Raw genomic sequence first — 18,542 nt, forward strand, 5'->3', positions numbered from 1 at the left:
ATGATCGGAGTCGTTACTTCTTCGACGCGAACAGCGCATCCAGCCGCTGCTCGAAATCGTGGTAGCCGATGCGCTCGTACAGTTCCTCGCGCGTCTGCATGTGATCGATGACGTTCTTCTGATGACCGTCGCGGCGGATCGCGGTGTACACGGCCTCGGCGGCCTTGTTCATGGCGCGGAAGGCCGACAGCGGATACAGCACGATGCCCACGCCTGCCGTCTTCAGCTCTTCGACGGTGAACAGCGGCGTCTTGCCGAACTCGGTGATGTTGGCGAGCACCGGCACTTTCACTGCATCGACGAAGCGGCGGTAAGTCGGCAGGTCGTAGGCCGCTTCGGCAAAGATGCCGTCGGCGCCAGCCTCGACACAGGCGATGGCGCGCTCGATGGCGGCGTCCACACCATCCACCTGGATGGCATCGGTGCGGGCAATCAAGAAGAAGTCCGGGTCGGTCTTCGCATCGGCCGCCGCCTTGACGCGGTCGACCATTTCACCGGCCGAGACGATTTCCTTGCCGGGACGATGACCGCAACGCTTGGCGCCCACCTGGTCTTCGATGTGGCAGGCGCCGGCGCCGGCCTTGATCAACGACTTGACCGTGCGTGCGATGTTGAAGGCGCTGGGCCCGAAACCGGTGTCGATATCCACCATCAACGGCAGGTCGCAGACATCGGTGATGCGACGGACATCGATCAACACGTCTTCCAGGGTGTTGATGCCCAGGTCCGGCAGTCCCAGCGAGCCAGCGGCAACGCCGCCTCCGGACAGATAGATGGCGCGATAACCCGCACGCTGGGCGAGCAGCGCGTGGTTGGCGTTGATGGCGCCGATCACCTGCAAGGGTGATTCTTCGGCGAGCGCGGCGCGGAATCGGGCGCCTGCGGTGTTCTGGCTCATGCAGCGTTCTCCTGCTTGGGGCATGCATCCCGCGGGCGAGCGCCCGCCGGGTCCAGAGGTGCGCGAATGGTACGCCTCCGGTGCGCACAATCTGGCACCGTCCGACCAGTTGATCAATCTTGATCAAATCAATCAATCTATTGGCATGGATACCGACCTGCTTTCCGCCGCCGAGACCTGCCGCCTGTTGGGCATCAGCCAGGCCACGCTCTACGCCTACGTCAGCCGGGGCCTGCTGGAGTCGCGTCCCGGAGCCGACCATCGCAGCCGCCTGTATCCGCGTCAGGATGTGGAACGGCTGGCGCAGCGCAAACGCGCGGGTCGCGGCGCGGCGCGTGGTGCGGCGCAAAGCCTGGACCGCGGCCTGCCGGTACTGGAAACACGCATCTCGCTGATCCGTCCAGACGGCCCTTACTATCGCGGCCAGTCGGCCATTGCGGCGGTTCGCGCCGGCGCCACTCTGGAAGACATGGCGCGCCTGCTGTGGGACTGCGGCGACACCGATCCCTTCGCCACCACCCTGCCCGCTCACTGGCCGACCAGCGTGGCCCCGATCGCGAACAACGCCGAACTGCCCCCGCTGGTGCGCGCCATGGCGGCGCTGCCGCTGCTGGGCCTGGAAACGCGCCAGGCCCCGGCTCCTTCGGCGCCCGTGCGGCATGAAATCGCCGCTGCCCTGCTACGGCACAACGCAGCCCTGCTGGTCGCGCAGCCTCCGTTTCGCGGACCGGTCCACCACTTGCTGGCGGGTACCTGGCGTCCCGACGATTACGAATTTGCCGAATTGGTGCGCGCCGCGCTGGTGCTGTGCGCCGAGCACGAGTTGAATGTCTCGGCCTTTGCCGCGCGCGTCGTCGCCTCCACCGGCGCCCACTTGCACGCGACTGTCTGCAGCGGATTGGCTGCCTTGTCCGGGCCGCGTCACGGCGGCGCTACTGCTCGCGCCTACGCTCTGATCGAGTCGGCCGACTTGGCTGCTTCACCCCGCGACGTGATCGCCGAGCGCTGGCAACGTGGCGACGACCTGCCCGGCTTTGGTCACGCGCTCTATCCCCATGGCGATGCGCGGGCGGCGGAACTGTGGCTGCGCTTGAGTGCGTCCCCCTCCGCTGATGCCGCAGCAATGCAACGGCTCGAAGCCCTGATCAGTGCGGCCGAAGATATCACCGGACTCAGACCCAATGTCGATCTGATGCTGGCCGCGATTTGCCGGGTCCATGAGCTGCCCGCAGCCCCGGCGTTGATCCTGTTTGCCGCCGGCCGCCTGGCGGGCTGGCTGGCCCACGCACTGGAGCAACAGGCGCAGGGCCGCTTGATTCGACCACGCGCGTCGTATGCGGGCGAACCGCCCGCGCTGGAATGAGCGTCAGCTGCCCACGTCAGGCCCGCGGGTCAGCGCGCGCTTCACTTCTTCCAGCGCATTGGGATCGTCCAGCGTGGATAGATCCCCCGGATCCGAGCCCTGCGCAAGCGCCTGCAGAGAGCGGCGCAAGAGTTTTCCCGAACGGGTCTTGGGCAGGGCGTTGACGATATAGACGCGGGCCGGCCGCGCCACGGCGCCCAGGCTTTGCTCCACCGTGCGGCGCATGCCATCGGCCGCGCGCACGCGTTCGTGCGGTTCGTCGGTGGATTGGCGCAGCGTGGCGAAAACGACCGGCACCTGCCCCTTGAGTTCATCACTGACGCCGATCACGGCCGCTTCGGCCACCGCCGGAAATGCGGACACCGATTCTTCGATTTCGCGCGTGCCCAGGCGATGGCCCGCCACATTGATGACATCGTCCGTGCGCCCGAGGATGAACGTGTAGCCCTGCTCGTCGCGAATCGCCCAGTCCAGCGAACTGTAGAGCAGCTCCTTGAAATGCCCGAAATAGCTGGACAGGAAGCGCTGATCGTCATTCCAGATCGTGGTCATGCACCCTGGCGGCAGGGGCGGCTGCATCACCAGCACGCCCTTCTGATGCGGCCCCACTTCTTCGCCGGTGGTTTCGTCGATCACCTTCATCTTGTAGCCCAGGTTCGGGAATCCCGGTGAACCAAAGCGCACCGGTTTCATGTCCAGACCCGGCAAAAGGGTCAGCGCAGGCCAGCCGGTCTCCGTCTGCCAGTAGTTGTCGATGACCGGTTTCTCCAGTGCGTCGGTGATCCAGTGCGCGGTGGGCTCGTCCAATGGCTCGCCGGCCAGGAACAGATATTTCAGCACCGAAAGATCATGTCGGCGAATGAAGTCCACATCGTGCTTCTTGAGCACGCGAATGGCGGTGGGCGAGGAAAACATCGTGCGCACGCCATGGCGCTCGCACAGCGACCACCAGATACCGGGATCGGGATTGATGGGCAATCCTTCGTACAGCAACGAGGTCGCGCCCACGATCAACGGCCCGTAGACGTTGTAGGAATGGCCGACCGCCCAGCCCACATCCGAGGTGGAGAACATCACCTGGCCCGGACCCACGTCGAAGACCGTGCGCATCGACAGCGCCAGCGCCACGGCATACCCGCCCACGTCGCGTTGCACGCCCTTGGGTTTGCCGGTCGTGCCGGAGGTGTAAAGCAGATAGCTGGGTTCGTTGGATTCCAGCCAGGCAACCTCCACATGCGCATCGCCCACGCTGGCGCGCAGCGCGGCGTAGTCCTCATCGCGACCGGCCACGCGCGGCTCCGCCGCGTCCAGACCACGCGAGACAATCAATACCTTGGGCGGCGGCGTCGCTGCCTTGCTGCAGGCTTCGTCCACCAGCGGCTTGTAGGGAATGACTTTGCCGCCACGCATGCCTGCATCGGCGGCGATCAGCAGCTTGGGCTGCGCATCATCGATCCGCAGCGCCAGGTTGTGCGCCGCAAACCCACCAAACACGACCGAGTGGATGGCGCCGATACGTGCGCAGGCCAGCATGGCGAACACCGCCTCGGCCATGTTTGGCATGTAGATCACCACGCGGTCGCCCCGGCCCACATCCAGGCGCTGCAGCACGGCCGCGAACGCATTCACCTCGGTGTGCAGCTGCCGGAAGCTGATGCTGCGGCTTTCCCGGGTTTCGCTGGAGATCGCGATCAAGGCAGGCTGGTCGCCGCGCGCATCCAGATGTCGGTCGACCGCGTTGTAACAGAGGTTGGTCTGCCCGCCGACAAACCAGCGTCGGAACGGCGGGCGCGAATAGTCGAGGATCTGCTGCGGGGGCACGTGCCAATGGATGGCACGTGCCTCTTCACCCCAAAAGGCTTCTGGTTGCTCGATTGAGCGGCGATAGACTTCTTCGTAGGCCATGGGCGGCCCTCTCCAGCCGTAGCGACATCCGGAGCATAGATCCGCGTCCGTGCGGACTCCCTGCGACCTTGGTCGCATGGCCCGCCCCGCCTCGGGCACCATGGCTGGCTGGCCCAGTCCCAGCGACGCGCATGCAGTCGCTGGGGCAACGACGGGTACAACCCGACGGTCTGCGTCAGCCCGGTGTGCTGGCCGAGAAACTGCCACCCAGTGCCAGATGGAGATTCACACGTTCCGCCAAGCGCTGCGAGCGCACGCCCAGCAAGGTTGAACGTGCCTGATACAAGCTCATCTCACGCTGCAGGATCTCGAATCGATCCACCTTGCCCACTTCGTGCGCCACTTTCGCCAATCCGATTGTGCGCTCGACATCGCCAACCTGTTCGGACAGTTCATTGGCGCGCAGGGCAAGCAGGTTCTCTGCGGACATGGCGTTCTCCACCTCCTGCATGGCGCGGAGTATGGTCCGCGCATACAGGACGTTGGCCTGTTCCTGTTCCGAGTTGCGAATTTCAAGGACTGTCTGACGACGACCACCATCGAAGATGGGCAACGAGAAGCGCAGGCCGATGGGTGAAACGAACTTGTCCATGCCGCCCTTGAAGAGCGCATAGTCAGACGACACGTTGCCGGCCCCCATCGTCATCATCACGTTGGGAAGCTTGGCCACACGTGCCTGCTCTGACTTGAAGAACGCAGACTCGAATCGCTGCCGCGCGGCCACCAGATCGGGCCGACGCTCGATCAGCGCCAGCGGCAGGCCCGCCGGCAGGCTGGAATCCAGTTCCGGGAGTTCTTCGCGTGTGGCGATCGAAGCGGAAGGGTAGCGCCCTAGGAGAACCTCAAGTGCACGACGTGCCTGCAGTTGCGTCTGTTCCCAGCGGCGAACGGCGCCGGCATAGGCATGCACCTGCGCCTCGGCCTGGGCCACGTCCAACTCCGACGCCTTGCCGATGCGCTGGCTGGTCGCGAGCAACTTGGCGTACTCGCGTGCATCGTCTTCCAACCGCTGGGCCAATTCCTGCTGCTGCTGACCTTCGATCACGAGCAGCCACGCGCGCGCCACCGCTGCCGCAATGGACTCGCGTGCGTAGGCGTAGTCTGCAGAGACCGACCGTAGATTCGCCTCCTCGGACTTGATGCCCGCACGCGCCATGCCCCACAGGTCCAGCTCCCAACTCATCTGGACCATGCTCATGCTGAGATAGCCCTGGGCTTGCGGCAGCTCGGTTGCGTCGGTGGAGTAACGCCCGTTCAGATCGACGTTGGGTTTCAGTCGGGCACCGGCCAATTCCGACAACAACCGCGCGGATTCCACGCGCGTTGCCGCCGCCTGCAGATCGCGATTGTGTTCGAGCGCTTCCGCAATCAAGGCAGCCAATTCGCCGCTGTCGCCAAAGCCAATCCAACTGGGCTGAAAGGCTGCCTGCTGACTTTCATCACTCGCGGCCCACCTCGAGGGTACTTCCGTACCCCGCATCGCCTTTTCATACGTCGTGCCCGGATCCGGGGCGTCTAGGTGCGCGCAAGCAGACAGTGCGACGGCGATGCTGCAGGCCAGCAGCATGCCGCGCAAGGGCTTGGCGACAGAAGCCGCGCGCGATTCGGACACCGCGTGGAGTTGTGCATTTCGCATCGTATTACTCCAACTTGAAGACGAGATAGTTGATCTTCGTCTTGATGCGCATGATCACCATGCGGACAACGGAGAACATCTTCATGCTGTCTGTGAAGATGGCGGCTTCACCGAATGAACCCATCGCCATTTTCAGCTGTTGCGAATCTTCCATCTTGAAGCGAACTGCATACTTGAGGGGAGGCGCGCGTGTTCCTTCCGGCGCCATCGTGGGAATGACGCCGCTGGCTTGCAGTTGCCCGGACGCGTTTGCCCAGATGATCGACTCCACGTGGCCATACAGCACCTTGCCCGGGCGCGAACGCAGGACGATTTCAGCGCGGTCGCCTTCCTTGACCTTGATCAGCTGGTTCTGGTCATAGAAGCCGATGACACGCTGTTCCAGCTCGACAAAGCTCATGAGCTGACGCAGCGGGAAGGACACGGCGTACGAGCCTGGCCTGACCTGCAGGTTGACCACGTAGCCATCGGAGGGCGCATAGATGACGGTCTGTTCAAGTTCCCATTTGGCCTGCGCCAGCTGCTCGCGCACCGCGGCAACGGAAGCGCGATCCGCGCCCACCTTGGCATCCAGCTGGGTCCGGACTTTGGCTTCGGCCGCGCGGGCCGAGGCCAGACTGGATTCCAGCTGTGCCACCTGGGCGGCGAACGACTGCACGTCGTATTCCGGCCCGGCTCCGTGGCGCGCCAAATCCCTGGCTTCCTTCAGCCGCGTTTGCGCCAGCTGCAGCTGCGCCAATACCTGTCCCGTAGCGCCCTTGGCAACGGCGGCCTCGGACTGCAGCGTGGCGGCTGTACCTTCTGCATCCACCAGCTTGGCGGTCAGTTCGCGCACTTTCATCTCGAACGGCGCGGGATCGATGCGAACCAGCACGTCACCCTTGTGAATCAGTTTGTTTCCTTCGATGGGCACTTCGATGATTCGTCCATTCACACGTGGAATGACCTCGACAACGTAGTTCATCACCCGGATGTCATTGGACTGGGGCGTGGTGATGTTGATTGTGAAGACCAACACGGCAATTCCACCCAGGCCCACGGCCACACAGGCAACTTGACTCTTGATGTTCCAGGGAAGCAGTTTGAATTTGATGAAGATCAGCCAGACGATAAGCGCATAGATGATGGCAATGAGCTCAAGCATGACGCGCCCCCCCCTGCAACTGAAACATTCAAGGCGCCTGCTCCCTCGATGGCGGTCAGCTTGCGCTGCAGGTCCGCGATCTGATCACGCATCACCAGAGCGGCTTGTTGTTTGTCGGTATCGCTCAAGTGGGATTCCTCGGCGTAGTAGTCATCGTGTTTATCCCGGCCGTACGAGGCGCGGTAAAACACCGGTTTCGTGTAGGCCCACAGCCAGGCCAAAGGCCAAAGCAGGCCGCCGAAGAAAAGCGACAGCAGGCACAGCACCTTGATCGCTTCCTTCTGCGGGTGTTGGCGCTTCTCGGCCATCAGTTCGGGAACGATGTGAACCTTCCAGAACGCCCACAGGGTGAACACGGGACTGACAATGAGTACGACCCAGGAAATGACTTCCGCGATGACGCCCTGGACACCTGCGCCAGCAGCGAACGCCGGGAGTGTCATGCCAGACAGGGAGACGAACCAGACAATGCGCGTAACGTGCAACGTGCTCGCGCCACACTTCTGTTGTTTCATAGTGATCTCAAACTTTGAACAAGTAGGCTAGTGGGCGAAAACCTAGTACCCGTTCCAGAGCGTCCACCATGATCGAACTCAATCGCCGGCATGCACTTAAGCAATCGACGGAAAAGTGAAGGTCTTGGCGCAATGCATGCAAAGTTGAGGAATGCGCGGCAGGTTCCATCAACGCGAACGATTGAAATCGTTCCAGAAATGCGCAGCAAGCGCATAAAAAAACGCCGGAGAATCTCCGGCGTTTCTTCTGACAGCGTTGGCGGTTTTGATCAACCCAACAGGTGGGCCACGCCGGCGCGTTCTTCTTCCAGCTCGGCCAGGGTCTTGTCCATGGCGGCGCGGCTGAAGTCGTCCACGGCCAGGCCCTCGACGCGGGTGTACTCGCCATTGGCGGTGATGACCGGCACGCCATAGATCACACCTTCCGGAATGCCGTAGCTGCCATCGGAAGGCACGCCCATGGTCACCCACTTGCCATTGCTGCCCAGCAGCCAGTCACGGACATGGTCAATCGCGGCGTTGGCCGCCGACGCCGCCGACGACAGGCCGCGCGCTTCGATGATCGCCGCGCCACGCTTGCCGACCTGCGGAATGAAGGTATTGGCGTTCCAGTCGGCGTCGTTGATCGCATCCTTCAGCGACTTGCCCTTGGCGGTGGCAAAGCGGTAGTCCGGATACATGGTCGGGCTGTGGTTGCCCCACACGATCAGGTTCTCGATATCGCCCACGGCCACGTTGGCCTGGTTGGCCAGCTGGCTCAACGCACGGTTGTGATCCAGGCGCAGCATGGCGGTGAAGTTCCTGGCCGGCAGATCCGGCGCCGATTTCATCGCGATGTAAGCATTGGTGTTGGCCGGATTGCCGACCACCAGCACCTTGACGTTGCGCGAAGCGACCTTGTTCAGTGCAGCACCCTGGGCGGTGAAGATCTTGGCGTTCTCCAGCAGCAGGTCCTTGCGCTCCATGCCCGGGCCGCGCGGACGCGCGCCGACCAGCAGGGCGACGTCGGCATCCTTGAACGCCACTTCCGGATCATCGGTGCCGACCATGCCGGCCAGCAGCGGGAATGCGCAGTCTTCCAGCTCCATCATCACGCCTTTCAACGCGGCCTGGGCTTTGTCGATGGGCAATTCCAGCAGCTGCAGGATCACCGGCTGATCCTTGCCGAGCATTTCACCCGAGGCGATGCGGAACAGCAGGGCGTAACCGATCTGGCCGGCGGCGCCGGTCACTGCAACACGGACGGGGGTTTTCATGGTCGTTCTCCGATGGAATGAAGGCCGGACTCAGACGAGTTCGGCAAAAAAGGCCTGGATGCGCGAGAGCCCTTCGCTGAGCTGGGCGTCGGCACAGGTGTAGGAAATGCGTAGCGCGCGCGGCTCGCCAAATGCCGAACCCGGCACGCAGGCCACGCCCTTGGCTTCCAGCAGCGCATTGCAGAAGTCGACATCGTTGCCGATCACGGCTTCACCATGGCGCTTGCCGAATGCCACCGAGATATCCGGGAAGGCATAGAAGGCGCCCTGCGGTCGCGGGCAAACCACACCCGGAATGGCGTTGAGCGCGGCCAGCACGCGATCACGCTTGCCGGCGAACTCAGCGCACTTCTGCTGCGGGATGTCCTGCGGCCCGGTCAACGCGGCCACGGCGGCGGCGGTGACCACTTCCGGCAGGTTGGTGATGTGGTTGGAGTTGAGCGCGACCAAGGCCTGCGCCACGTTTTCGGGCGCGGCAATCAGGCCCACGCGCCAGCCCGGCATGCCGTAGGTCTTCGACAGCGAGTCGATCACCACGGTGCGCTCGCGCAGTTCCGGCTTCACGTGCAGGAAGTTGTGGTAACCCACGCCATCAAACACCAGGCGGTTGTAGATGTCGTCGAGCAGGATCCAGGTATCGGGGTAACGCACCAGCACATCGGCCAGGGCGGCGATTTCGTCCTGCGAGTAGACCATGCCGGTCGGATTGGATGGATTGTTGAACAGGAACACCTTCGGCTTCTGCGCCAGGGCCTGTTCCAGCTGCGCCGGGGTGAGCTTGTAGTTCTGCTCCGGCGGGCACGGCAACTTGAGCGACACCGCGCCGACGATGTCGGCGATGTCCTGGTAGGTGGTCCAGTACGGGGTGGGATAGGCGATGGTGTCGCCTTCATCCAGCAACGCTTCGGCCAGGTTGTAGAGCACGTGTTTGGCGCCCACGCCCACCACGATGTTCTTGCGCGTATAGCCGTCCAGACCGCTGCCCTGCAGGTGGTGCAGGAAGGCATCCAGCAGCGCGTCGGTGCCGCGGTTGGAGCCGTACTGGCCGGAGTCGTGGTCCAGCGACTTGCGCGCGGCTTCGTAGACATGGTCGCCGGGCAGGAAGTTGGGCACACCAATCGAGAAACTGATGATGTCGCGGCCTTCGGCCTTGAGCTTCTTCGCCTTTTCCGCGACCGCCATGATCGCGCTGGGCTTGGCGCGACCGATGCGCCGGGCAAGCTGGGGCATTGCAGAACCTCGCAAGTGAACGTGTGCGGGAGGGGTACGTGCGCCAAATGCGGCGCGCGATTTTATCACGGCGCCACCACCCGGCCGGGTCGTGGCGCTACACCTTTGGTCTGCACCGGCGGTCCTGGCCGGACCGCCGGCAGGCGCAGGTCAGGCGCTCAGGATGCGGTTCCACTCGCTCACGCGGTCGGCCTTGGCGGCCAGCGCGGCATCGGCATCGCCTTCAATCGTGATGCGGTTGATCAGGTCGCCCTGCTTGACCGAATCAACGATGTCCTGGCCTTCGGTGACCTTGCCGAACACGGTGTGGCGACCGTCCAGGTGCGGGGTGGCCACGTGGGTGATGAAGAACTGGCTGCCGTTGGTGTTGGGACCGGCATTGGCCATGGACAGCACGCCACGCTCGTGGCGCACGCCATTGTTGGTCTCGTCTTCGAAACGGTAGCCCGGGCCGCCGCGGCCGGAACCTTCCGGGCAACCGCCCTGGATCATGAAGTCGGCGATCACGCGGTGGAAATTCAGGCCATCGTAGAAGCCACGCTTGGCCAGGTTGACGAAGTTGGCCACGGTCAGCGGCGCCTTGTCCGGGTACAGCTCGATCTTGATCGGGCCGCGCGAGGTGTCAAAAGTGGCAATTAGGGACATGGAACGGAACTCCTGGTGAAAAATCGGGTGGGAAGCTGGGCCGCACCGGGCCGGACGGGTGCCGTCACCGGGCGGTGGCCCCCCTTGGATGAGGGCACGGACAGCCAATCCAAGCCGGCTGGACCTGTCGATGACCGCCCCGGAATGCCCCAAGCGGGTCTCCGGGTGGCTCGCGCGTTCATTTTCATGCTTTTTTTGCTGACCGGCGAGCCCGCCAGGCGGGGTTGGCCGGCTATAATACGCGCCTTTCCCCATGGTCCCTTGCGCGCATCCGGCGCGCCTTTCCGCATGTCCATCCAGAACCTTCGCAATATCGCCATCGTCGCCCACGTCGACCATGGCAAGACCACCCTCGTCGACCAGCTGCTCAAGCAGTCGGGCACTTTCAGCGATCGTGCCGTTGTCGCCGAGCGCGTCATGGACAGCAACGACCTGGAAAAGGAACGTGGCATCACGATCCTGTCCAAGAACACCGCCATCCGCTGGAAGTCGCCGGAAGGCGAGGAATTCCGCATCAACATTGTCGACACCCCCGGACACGCCGACTTCGGCGGCGAAGTGGAGCGCGTGCTGTCGATGGTCGATTCGGTGCTGATCCTGGTCGACGCGATGGATGGCCCGATGCCGCAGACCCGCTTCGTCACCCAGAAGGCCTTTGCGATGGGCTTCAAGCCGATCGTGGTGATCAACAAGGTCGACCGTCCGGGCGCGCGTCCGGACTGGGTGCTCAACCAGACCTTTGACCTGTTCGATCGCTTGGGCGCGACCGATGAGCAGCTGGATTTCCAGGTGGTCTACGCCTCGGGCTTGAACGGCTATGCCGGCCTGACCGAAGACGTGCGCTCGGGCGACATGACCCCGCTGTTTGAAACCATCATCAAGCACGTGCCGGAGCCGCCGGTGGATCTGGACGGCCCGTTCCAGATGCGCATCACCAGCCTGGACTACAACAATTACGTCGGCATCATCGGCGTGGGCCGCATCCAGCGCGGCACCATCCGCACCAACATGAATGTCAGCGTCATGGATCGCAACGGCAAGACCCGCAACGGCAAAGTGCTGCAGGTGCTGGGCTTCCACGGCTTGGAGCGCCATGAGGTCAAGGAAGCACGCGCAGGCGACATCATCGCGATCTCGGGCATCGAAGGCCTGGGTATCTCCGACACCCTGTGCGATCCCGCCGCTGTCGAGCAGCTGCCGGTACTGACCGTGGACGAGCCGACGATCAGCATGACCTTCCAGGTCAATGACTCGCCGTTCGCCGGCGTCAAGGATCGTTCGGGCGGCAAGTTCCTGACCAGCCGCCAGCTGCGCGATCGCCTCACCCGCGAGACCCAGCACAACGTCGCCTTGAAGGTGGAAGACACCGAAGACGCCGACAAGTTCAAGGTCAGCGGCCGTGGCGAACTGCACCTGTCGATCCTGATCGAAACCATGCGTCGCGAAGGCTATGAACTGGCCGTGTCGCGTCCGGAAGTCATCATCAAGGAAATCGACGGCATCATGCAGGAGCCGTACGAGCAGCTGGTGGTGGACCTGGAAGAAAACTTCCAGGGCGGCGTGATGGGTCGCCTCGGCGAGCGCAAGGGCCTGCTGCAGAACATGGAACCGGACGGCAAGGGCCGCGTGCGCCTGGAGTTCATGATTCCGGCGCGTGGCCTGATCGGTTTCCAGACCGAGTTCCGCACCCTGACTGCCGGCACCGGCCTGCTCTTCCACGTCTTTGACCACTACGGTCCGAAGGCTGACGGCACCATCGGCCAGCGCCAGAACGGCGTGCTGATCTCCAACGGTACCGGTCCCTCGCCGGCTTACGCGCAGATGGCCATGCAGGAGCGCGGCCGCCTGATGATCGAGCCGGGCGAAGAAATCTATGAAGGCCAGATCGTCGGCATCCATTCCAAGGACAACGACCTGACCGTCAATGCCCTGCGCGGCAAGCAGCTGACCAACTTCCGCGCCTCCGGCAAGGATGACGACGAAGGCCTGATTCCGCCGATCAAGTTGTCGCTGGAACAGGCGCTGGAATTCATCGACGACGACGAACTGGTGGAAGTGACCCCGCAGGCCATCCGCCTGCGCAAGAAGTACCGTTCCGAGAACGATCGCAAGCGCGCCTCGCGAGCTGCCTAATCGTCCATGACGGACGCGCCTTACAACCCGGATCCCAAAGCGCATCCGGGCTTGCACGCCATTGCGATCTTCGAAGGTCTGAAGGGCGTGCTGGCGTTGGCTGCGGCGACCGGGCTGGTCCTGGTCGGTCCGCTGCCATTGCGGCGTTGGGTGGAAGCGTTGATATCGCGCTTCCACCTCGATCCCCAACACGGGGTCCTGCCCGGCCTGTTGCAATCCATCAATCCGCAGGCCGTACACCTGGCGGTGCTGGTCGTGCTGGTCTATGCGGCCATGCGCCTGGCCGAGGCCTGGGGTCTGTGGCGCGCCAAGGCCTGGGCCTCATGGCTGGGCTGCATCGGCTCGGCCGCATATCTGCCACTGGACCTGTACGCGCTCTACCACCACCCGGGCTGGCATACCTGGACGGTGCTGGTCATCAACTTGGCCGTGGTGGCCATTCTTGGACGTGACCTGATCAAGCGCCGGCGTAATTGACAGCCGCCGGAGGCCTGCTAGCCTCACGGACACGCTTTCGGGGATTGCCATGAATCGTTCGTACCGGTTGCCGTTGTCGCTTGCGTTGCTGCTGTGCCTGCCCCTGGTGGCCTGCCAGCGCGCAGATGATTCGTCCAGCAACGCCCCCGCCGATGCGCCCACCGATTTCGCCTACGCGGAAATGGACATCAGCGACCTGCAGGCGCGGATGCAGCGCGGTGAACTGGACAGCCGGACGCTGACGCAAGCCTATCTGGACCGCATCGCGGCCATCGATCAGGGCGGCCCCCAGCTGAATTCGGTCATCGAGCTCAATCCCGATGCCATCAAGGAAGCCGCCTTGCGCGACGCCGAGCGCAAGAACAATGCAGTGCGTGGTCCGCTGCACGGCATACCGATCCTGCTCAAGGACAATATCGACGCCACGCCGATGGTCAATTCGGCCGGCTCGCTGGCGCTGAAGGATTTTCGCCCCGCCACCGATGCCTTCCTGGTACGCCGGCTGCGCGAAGCCGGCGCCGTGATCCTCGGCAAGACCAACCTGAGTGAATGGGCCAATTTCCGCTCCACCCATTCCACTTCCGGCTGGAGTGCGCGCGGTGGCCAGACGCGCAATCCCTATGTGCTGGATCGCAATCCCTGCGGTTCCAGCGCCGGCAGCGGCGTGGCCGTGTCGGCCAACCTGGCGGCTGCCACGATCGGCACCGAAACCGACGGCAGCATCATCTGTCCGGCGGCGGTCAACGGCGTCGTGGGACTGAAGCCCACGGTGGGACTGGTCAGCCGAGACGGCATCATCCCGATTTCCTTCAGCCAGGACACCGCGGGCCCGATGACCCGCAGCGTCTCCGACGCAGCGCTGTTGCTGACTGCGCTGGCCGGTCGCGATCCTGCTGATCCGGCCACCACCAACGCGGCCTGGAACAGCACGCTGGATTACCACACCCGGCTCAAGGCCAACGGCCTCAAAGGCGCACGCATTGGCGTGTTACGCAGCAAGTTCGCCATCCATCCGGATGCGGCGGCGGCCATGGAAGGGGCGATCAAGGTGATGCGCGATGCGGGCGCCACCGTCGTCGATGCGCAAATCCCCACCGATGGCCAGTGGGACGATGCCGAACTGGAACTGATGCTGTTCGAATTCAAGGCCGGACTGGAGCGCTATCTCGCCCGCCACGATGCACCGGTCAAGACGCTGAGCCAACTGATTGGCTACAACCAGCAATACACGACATCGGAGATGCCCTACTTCGGCCAGGAATTGTTCGAGCAGGCCAATGCCAAGGGCGGCCTGGGTGACAGCAGCTACATCAGCGCACGCAGCCTGGCGCGGCGACTGGCCGGACCCGAAGGCATCGATGCGACGCTCAAGGCGCAACAGCTGGATGCGTTGATCGCACCCGCCACCGGACCCGCCTGGCTGACCGATCTCAAGGCCGGCGATCATTTTCCGGGCGCCGGATATGGTGCGGCCGCGGTGGCCGGCTACCCCAGCCTGACCGTGCCCATGGGGCACAGCGACGGCCTGCCATTGGGCATCGTCTTCATGGGCGCGGCATGGAGTGAAGGTCGCTTGATCGAACTGGGTTATGCCTACGAGCAGCTGACCCGCGCCCGCAAGCCGCCGGAGTACTGGCCGTCGCTGCAGGCCCGTCCTGCACGCAAGTCGCGCGAGTGAGTCAGACCTTGGTCGAAACGCTGACGCTGTCATGGCGGCAGCCGGATCGGCGGCGTAGCATGGCGGCCAAGACTGCGCAGGCAGTACTGGGGAAGAGTCGATGGAGTTTGATTTGGAGCGTGCATCCGAACGCCGCGCATTGAGCGGCTCGCGCTCATCCGCCGCAGACCGGCGGCGGCGCCTGGATGTCATGGCCTGGGTCGTGTTGCTGCTGTCATTGCTGCTGTCATTGTGGTTTGGCGTGGCGTCCTGGCAACAGGCGCAATCCAGCGCCGAAGCGCGTTTCTCCGCGCACGCCAATGCCGTCGCGACCGCGCTGGTCACGCACATGAACGCCTATGAAGACACCGTGCGTTCGGCGGCGGCCGTGCTGGAAGCCCATCCGCGCATTGACCGCGACGGCTTCCGCGCCTTCGTGGAAAAACTGCGGATTCCCAGTCGGCCGGCCGGTGTGCACGGTCTGGGTTTTGCCCGCCGGGTGATGGCCGCGGACCTGGGCGCCTATGAACTGGAGCGCCAGGCGGACTACGGTGCCGAGTTCCATGTGTACCCGAGCGGCGTGCGCAGCGAATACGCCATCATCGATCTGATCTACCCGGAACGCCGGGGCATGCTCAGTCTGCTGGGCAAGGATGTCTTTGCCGAACCACAGCGACGCGCGGCGATGGAACGGGCACGCGACACCGGACAACTCACCAGTGCGGCGCGCGTTTCGCTGACCGACAGCTCGCGTGGTCAACCGGGCTTGCCGGGCTTCCTGCTGTACGCGCCCGTCTACGCCACTCCGCTGACGGCCGACGCCGATGTGCGGACCCGTCGCGCCGCGTTGCGCGGCTACGCGTCGGCCGGCTTCGGTTGGAGCCGGGTGATGGAAGAAGCGATGGGCGAGTCGGAAGCATCGGCGTTTGACGTGCGTCTGGTGGCGCGGGTCGACCGTGACACCTTGCAGACGATTTACGAACGCACGCCGGTGATCTCGCGCTACGGCCCGTCCATGCGGCCGGCGTTCCGCCACAGCGTTCCGATCCGCTTCCTCGGCAACAGCTGGGAACTGAGCATGAGCTCGCCGCCGGCGCGGGTGGCGATACCCGGGCTGTTGCCGATCCTGGGTCTCACCGCGGCAGGCATCGCCTTTGGACTGCTGCTGTTTTTTCTGTTGCGCAACGTGGCGCGTACCGACCGGCGCAGCCGCGCCTTGCTCGACGCGGTGGCCGATCATCTGCCCGCGCTGATCGCCTACCTCGACAAGGATGGTTGCTACGGCTTCGCCAACCGCGCCACACGCGACTGGTTCAGCGCCGGCAAGGCCTGGAACGAACGTGGCATCGAGGAAGTCCACGCCGAAGACCCGAACTTCCTGGCCGAGTTGAAGCAGGCCATGCGCGATGCCAGCGCCGATCATGCGACCGTCTGGGAGACGGTCCTCGGCCGACCCGAGCGTTCGGTCCAGGTCCACCTGGTTCCGGACGTGGAAACCGACCGCAGCATCGCCGGTTGGTACTTGATGATCACCGACAACAGCGAGCAGAAACGCGCCCAGCGCGACCTGGCGATGGCGCGTGATCACCTGCAGAGGGTCACCGACAAACTGCCGGCGCTGATCGCACAGTACGATCGCAACCAGCGCGCCGTGTTCTTCAATCGCGCCTGCGCCGAGCTGGTCATCTGGCAACGACCTTACCGCGCCGGCATCCATATCCGTGACCTGTTCGGCGAAGAGCGCTACGGCCGCCGCAAGCCGTACATCGATGCGGTGCTGGCCGGCCGGGATGTCGACTTCGAAACCACCTTCCCCACTCCGGACGGACCACGCCGGATGCATACGTACTACACGCCCGACGTGGACGAAACCGGGGCGGTGGTGGGCTTCTTCGTGATGTCGATCGACATCAGCGAGAAGGCCCGGTTGGAAAATGCGCTGTTCGACGCCAATGCACGCGCCGAGGTCACGCTGTCTTCCATCAACGAGGCGGTGATCACGGCCGACATCGACTCCCGGGTCAACTACATGAATCCGGCCGCCGAAGCGATCAGCGGCTGGCGGCTGGACGATGCGCGCGGCTTGCCGCTGGACGTGGTGGTACCGGTCGGACCCGGACGCGAGTCGCCCGCAGAGGATGGAAGCCCGGTCCTGGCCGTGGTGGCCGGTGATCTGGAATTGACCCGGCACGATGGTCACCGCATCGTCGTCGAGCGTTCGCTATCGCCACTGTATGACCGCGCCGAAACCGCCATCGGTTCGGTGATGGTGCTGCGCGACATCACCGAGGCGCGCGTGCTGAGCGCGCGCATGGCCTATCTGGCCCATCACGACTCGCTGACCGCCCTGCCCAATCGCCTGCAGTTGAACGAAACGCTGGCGCAGCTGATCGCCAAGGCCACTCACCTCGGCACCGGGGTGGCGGTGTTGTTCATCGATCTGGACCTGTTCAAGCACGTCAACGACGCCCTCGGCCATCACATTGGCGATCAGCTGTTGCAGCAGGTTGCGCGTCGAATCCAGCGCAACATCGGCAACTTGGGCAGTGTTTACCGCACGGGCGGCGATGAGTTCGTGGTGCTGCTGGACAACGTGGTCACCCGTGCCAGCGTGGCGCAAGTGGCCGAGCGCCTGCTGGCGATAGCGGGTACGCCCTACCCGGTCGCTTCGCACGAGTTGCATCAGGCTTTCAGCATCGGCGTGAGCCTGTTTCCGGAAGACGGTTACGACGCCTCGACCCTGATGATGCGCGCCGATGCCGCCATGTACCTGGCCAAACGCAACGGTCGAAATGCATTCCGCTTCTACACCCACGAACTGGCCTCCAGCGTGGATGCACGCATCGAGCTGGAAAGCGCCCTGCGCCGCAGTCTGCGCAATGGCGATCTGACCCTGTTCTATCAGCCGCAGATCGACCGCAGCACCGGCAACGTGGTGGGCGTGGAAGGACTCGTGCGCTGGCGGCGTGGCGAGCGCCTGATGTTGCCGGGTGAGTTCCTGCCGATCGCCGAGGAAACCAACTTGATCGTGGATATCGATCAGTGGGCCATTCGCGAGGCATGTCGTCAGAGTCGGCAGTGGCAGCATGCAGGCTTGCCGCCGATCCGGGTATCGGTCAACGTGGCAGCCGCCAATTTCGACACCGATTCACTGGTGGAAACGGTGACGGCTGCCTTGCACGAAAGTGGCCTGCCGCCCGATTTGCTCGAGCTCGAAGTGACCGAAACCACCCTGATGCGCGATGTGCAGCGCACCGATCGCATCCTGCGTGCGCTCAAGAACCTGGGCGTGCGAATCGCCATCGACGATTTCGGCACTGGCTTCTCCAGCCTGAGCTACCTGGGCAACTACGGCTTCAATGTGCTCAAGATTGACCAGTCGTTCGTGCGCGATGTGACGGAACCCAACCAGGGCGCGATCACCCGTGCCATCATCAGCCTGGCCGCGCAGCTGCAGTGCCGCACCGTCGCCGAGGGTGTCGAATCGGAAGCGCAGCTGGCGTGGCTGGTGGCCAATGGCTGCGACGAGTTGCAGGGCAACTTTTTCAGTACCCCGATGCCTGCCAGCGACTTTGCCGAGATGATGGCCAAGCAACCGCATTGGCCGATGCCGGAGCCGCCTCGCGGCATGCACATGCATTGGTCGTGAGCGGGCGTCTGCATCGCCCGTCCGCGCCCATCGC

At 64.0% G+C, this 18,542-nt stretch carries 13 protein-coding genes; 5 read left to right on the plus strand and 8 right to left on the minus strand.

Annotated elements, in window-relative coordinates; genetic code table 11:
• Positions 1–13: 13 nt before the first annotated feature.
• The gene (gene prpB, locus B5X78_RS04350; protein ID WP_079723235.1) at positions 14–898 is read right to left on the minus strand and encodes a methylisocitrate lyase; all 885 of its coding nucleotides are present in this window, start codon (positions 896–898) and stop codon (positions 14–16) included.
• Positions 899–1,043: 145 nt separating this feature from the next.
• Here prpB and B5X78_RS04355 point away from each other — a divergent pair, with 145 nt between their 5' ends.
• On the plus strand, positions 1,044–2,261 hold the full coding sequence (locus tag B5X78_RS04355) for a citrate synthase family protein (RefSeq protein WP_229731031.1): 1,218 nt from the start codon (positions 1,044–1,046) through the stop codon (positions 2,259–2,261).
• A 3-nt stretch (positions 2,262–2,264) separates the two neighbouring features.
• Here the strand turns inward: B5X78_RS04355 and prpE are convergent, their stop codons facing one another.
• The 7 genes from prpE to B5X78_RS04390 all read right to left on the minus strand — a co-directional run bounded on the left by prpE (position 2,265) and on the right by B5X78_RS04390 (position 10,592).
• Positions 2,265–4,166 carry a propionate--CoA ligase gene (gene prpE / locus B5X78_RS04360; protein ID WP_079723236.1) on the minus strand — a complete coding sequence of 634 codons (1,902 nt, stop codon included), beginning with the start codon at positions 4,164–4,166 and terminating at the stop codon, positions 2,265–2,267.
• Between the two features lie 175 nt (positions 4,167–4,341).
• Entirely contained in the window at positions 4,342–5,802 is a 1,461-nt protein-coding gene (locus B5X78_RS04365) for an efflux transporter outer membrane subunit (protein WP_079723237.1), read from the minus strand.
• 4 nt (positions 5,803–5,806) lie between these two features.
• Positions 5,807–6,946, minus strand: a complete 1,140-nt coding sequence (locus B5X78_RS04370) for an HlyD family secretion protein (RefSeq protein ID WP_079723238.1) — start codon at positions 6,944–6,946, stop codon at positions 5,807–5,809.
• Positions 6,901–7,461, minus strand: coding sequence for a DUF3302 domain-containing protein (locus B5X78_RS04375; RefSeq protein ID WP_217698636.1), 561 nt, complete (start codon positions 7,459–7,461; stop codon positions 6,901–6,903). Before B5X78_RS04375 ends, B5X78_RS04370 begins: the two co-directional genes overlap by 46 nt.
• A 269-nt stretch (positions 7,462–7,730) precedes the next feature.
• On the minus strand, positions 7,731–8,717 hold the full coding sequence (locus B5X78_RS04380) for a malate dehydrogenase (protein ID WP_079723239.1): 987 nt from the start codon (positions 8,715–8,717) through the stop codon (positions 7,731–7,733).
• Between the two features lie 30 nt (positions 8,718–8,747).
• On the minus strand, positions 8,748–9,947 hold the full coding sequence (locus B5X78_RS04385; RefSeq protein WP_079723240.1) for a pyridoxal phosphate-dependent aminotransferase: 1,200 nt from the start codon (positions 9,945–9,947) through the stop codon (positions 8,748–8,750).
• Positions 9,948–10,097: 150 nt separating this feature from the next.
• A complete protein-coding gene (locus B5X78_RS04390) occupies positions 10,098–10,592 on the minus strand; it encodes a peptidylprolyl isomerase (RefSeq protein ID WP_079723241.1) in 495 nt (164 codons plus the stop codon).
• A 288-nt stretch (positions 10,593–10,880) separates the two neighbouring features.
• Here B5X78_RS04390 and typA point away from each other — a divergent pair, with 288 nt between their 5' ends.
• From typA to B5X78_RS04410, 4 genes are all read left to right on the plus strand, one after another.
• The gene (typA, locus tag B5X78_RS04395) at positions 10,881–12,725 is read left to right on the plus strand and encodes a translational GTPase TypA (RefSeq protein ID WP_079723242.1); all 1,845 of its coding nucleotides are present in this window, start codon (positions 10,881–10,883) and stop codon (positions 12,723–12,725) included.
• A gap of 6 nt (positions 12,726–12,731) precedes the next feature.
• Entirely contained in the window at positions 12,732–13,202 is a 471-nt protein-coding gene (locus tag B5X78_RS04400) for a DUF2127 domain-containing protein (protein ID WP_079723243.1), read from the plus strand.
• A 73-nt stretch (positions 13,203–13,275) separates the two neighbouring features.
• Complete coding sequence (locus B5X78_RS04405) at positions 13,276–14,880, plus strand: amidase (protein ID WP_079724419.1); 1,605 nt, start codon at positions 13,276–13,278, stop codon at positions 14,878–14,880.
• A gap of 100 nt (positions 14,881–14,980) precedes the next feature.
• Positions 14,981–18,508 carry a bifunctional diguanylate cyclase/phosphodiesterase gene (locus tag B5X78_RS04410; protein WP_079723244.1) on the plus strand — a complete coding sequence of 1,176 codons (3,528 nt, stop codon included), beginning with the start codon at positions 14,981–14,983 and terminating at the stop codon, positions 18,506–18,508.
• Positions 18,509–18,542: the final 34 nt, after the last annotated feature.

It is taken from the genome of Pseudoxanthomonas indica (assembly GCF_900167565.1).
Classification (GTDB): domain Bacteria; phylum Pseudomonadota; class Gammaproteobacteria; order Xanthomonadales; family Xanthomonadaceae; genus Pseudoxanthomonas_A; species Pseudoxanthomonas_A indica.

Bases quoted from the DNA above. Each gene is read 5' to 3' on its own strand.
- B5X78_RS04380 (WP_079723239.1), bottom strand. From the start codon at position 8,717: ATGAAAACCCCCGTCCGTGTTGCAGTGACCGGCGCCGCCGGCCAGATC.
- B5X78_RS04365 (WP_079723237.1), bottom strand. From the start codon at position 5,802: ATGCGAAATGCACAACTCCACGCGGTGTCCGAATCGCGCGCGGCTTCT.
- B5X78_RS04385 (WP_079723240.1), bottom strand. From the start codon at position 9,947: ATGCCCCAGCTTGCCCGGCGCATCGGTCGCGCCAAGCCCAGCGCGATC.
- B5X78_RS04370 (WP_079723238.1), bottom strand. From the start codon at position 6,946: ATGCTTGAGCTCATTGCCATCATCTATGCGCTTATCGTCTGGCTGATC.
- B5X78_RS04355 (WP_229731031.1), top strand. From the start codon at position 1,044: ATGGATACCGACCTGCTTTCCGCCGCCGAGACCTGCCGCCTGTTGGGC.
- prpB (WP_079723235.1), bottom strand. From the start codon at position 898: ATGAGCCAGAACACCGCAGGCGCCCGATTCCGCGCCGCGCTCGCCGAA.
- typA (WP_079723242.1), top strand. From the start codon at position 10,881: ATGTCCATCCAGAACCTTCGCAATATCGCCATCGTCGCCCACGTCGAC.
- prpE (WP_079723236.1), bottom strand. From the start codon at position 4,166: ATGGCCTACGAAGAAGTCTATCGCCGCTCAATCGAGCAACCAGAAGCC.
- B5X78_RS04390 (WP_079723241.1), bottom strand. From the start codon at position 10,592: ATGTCCCTAATTGCCACTTTTGACACCTCGCGCGGCCCGATCAAGATC.
- B5X78_RS04410 (WP_079723244.1), top strand. From the start codon at position 14,981: ATGGAGTTTGATTTGGAGCGTGCATCCGAACGCCGCGCATTGAGCGGC.
- B5X78_RS04375 (WP_217698636.1), bottom strand. From the start codon at position 7,461: ATGAAACAACAGAAGTGTGGCGCGAGCACGTTGCACGTTACGCGCATT.
- B5X78_RS04400 (WP_079723243.1), top strand. From the start codon at position 12,732: ATGACGGACGCGCCTTACAACCCGGATCCCAAAGCGCATCCGGGCTTG.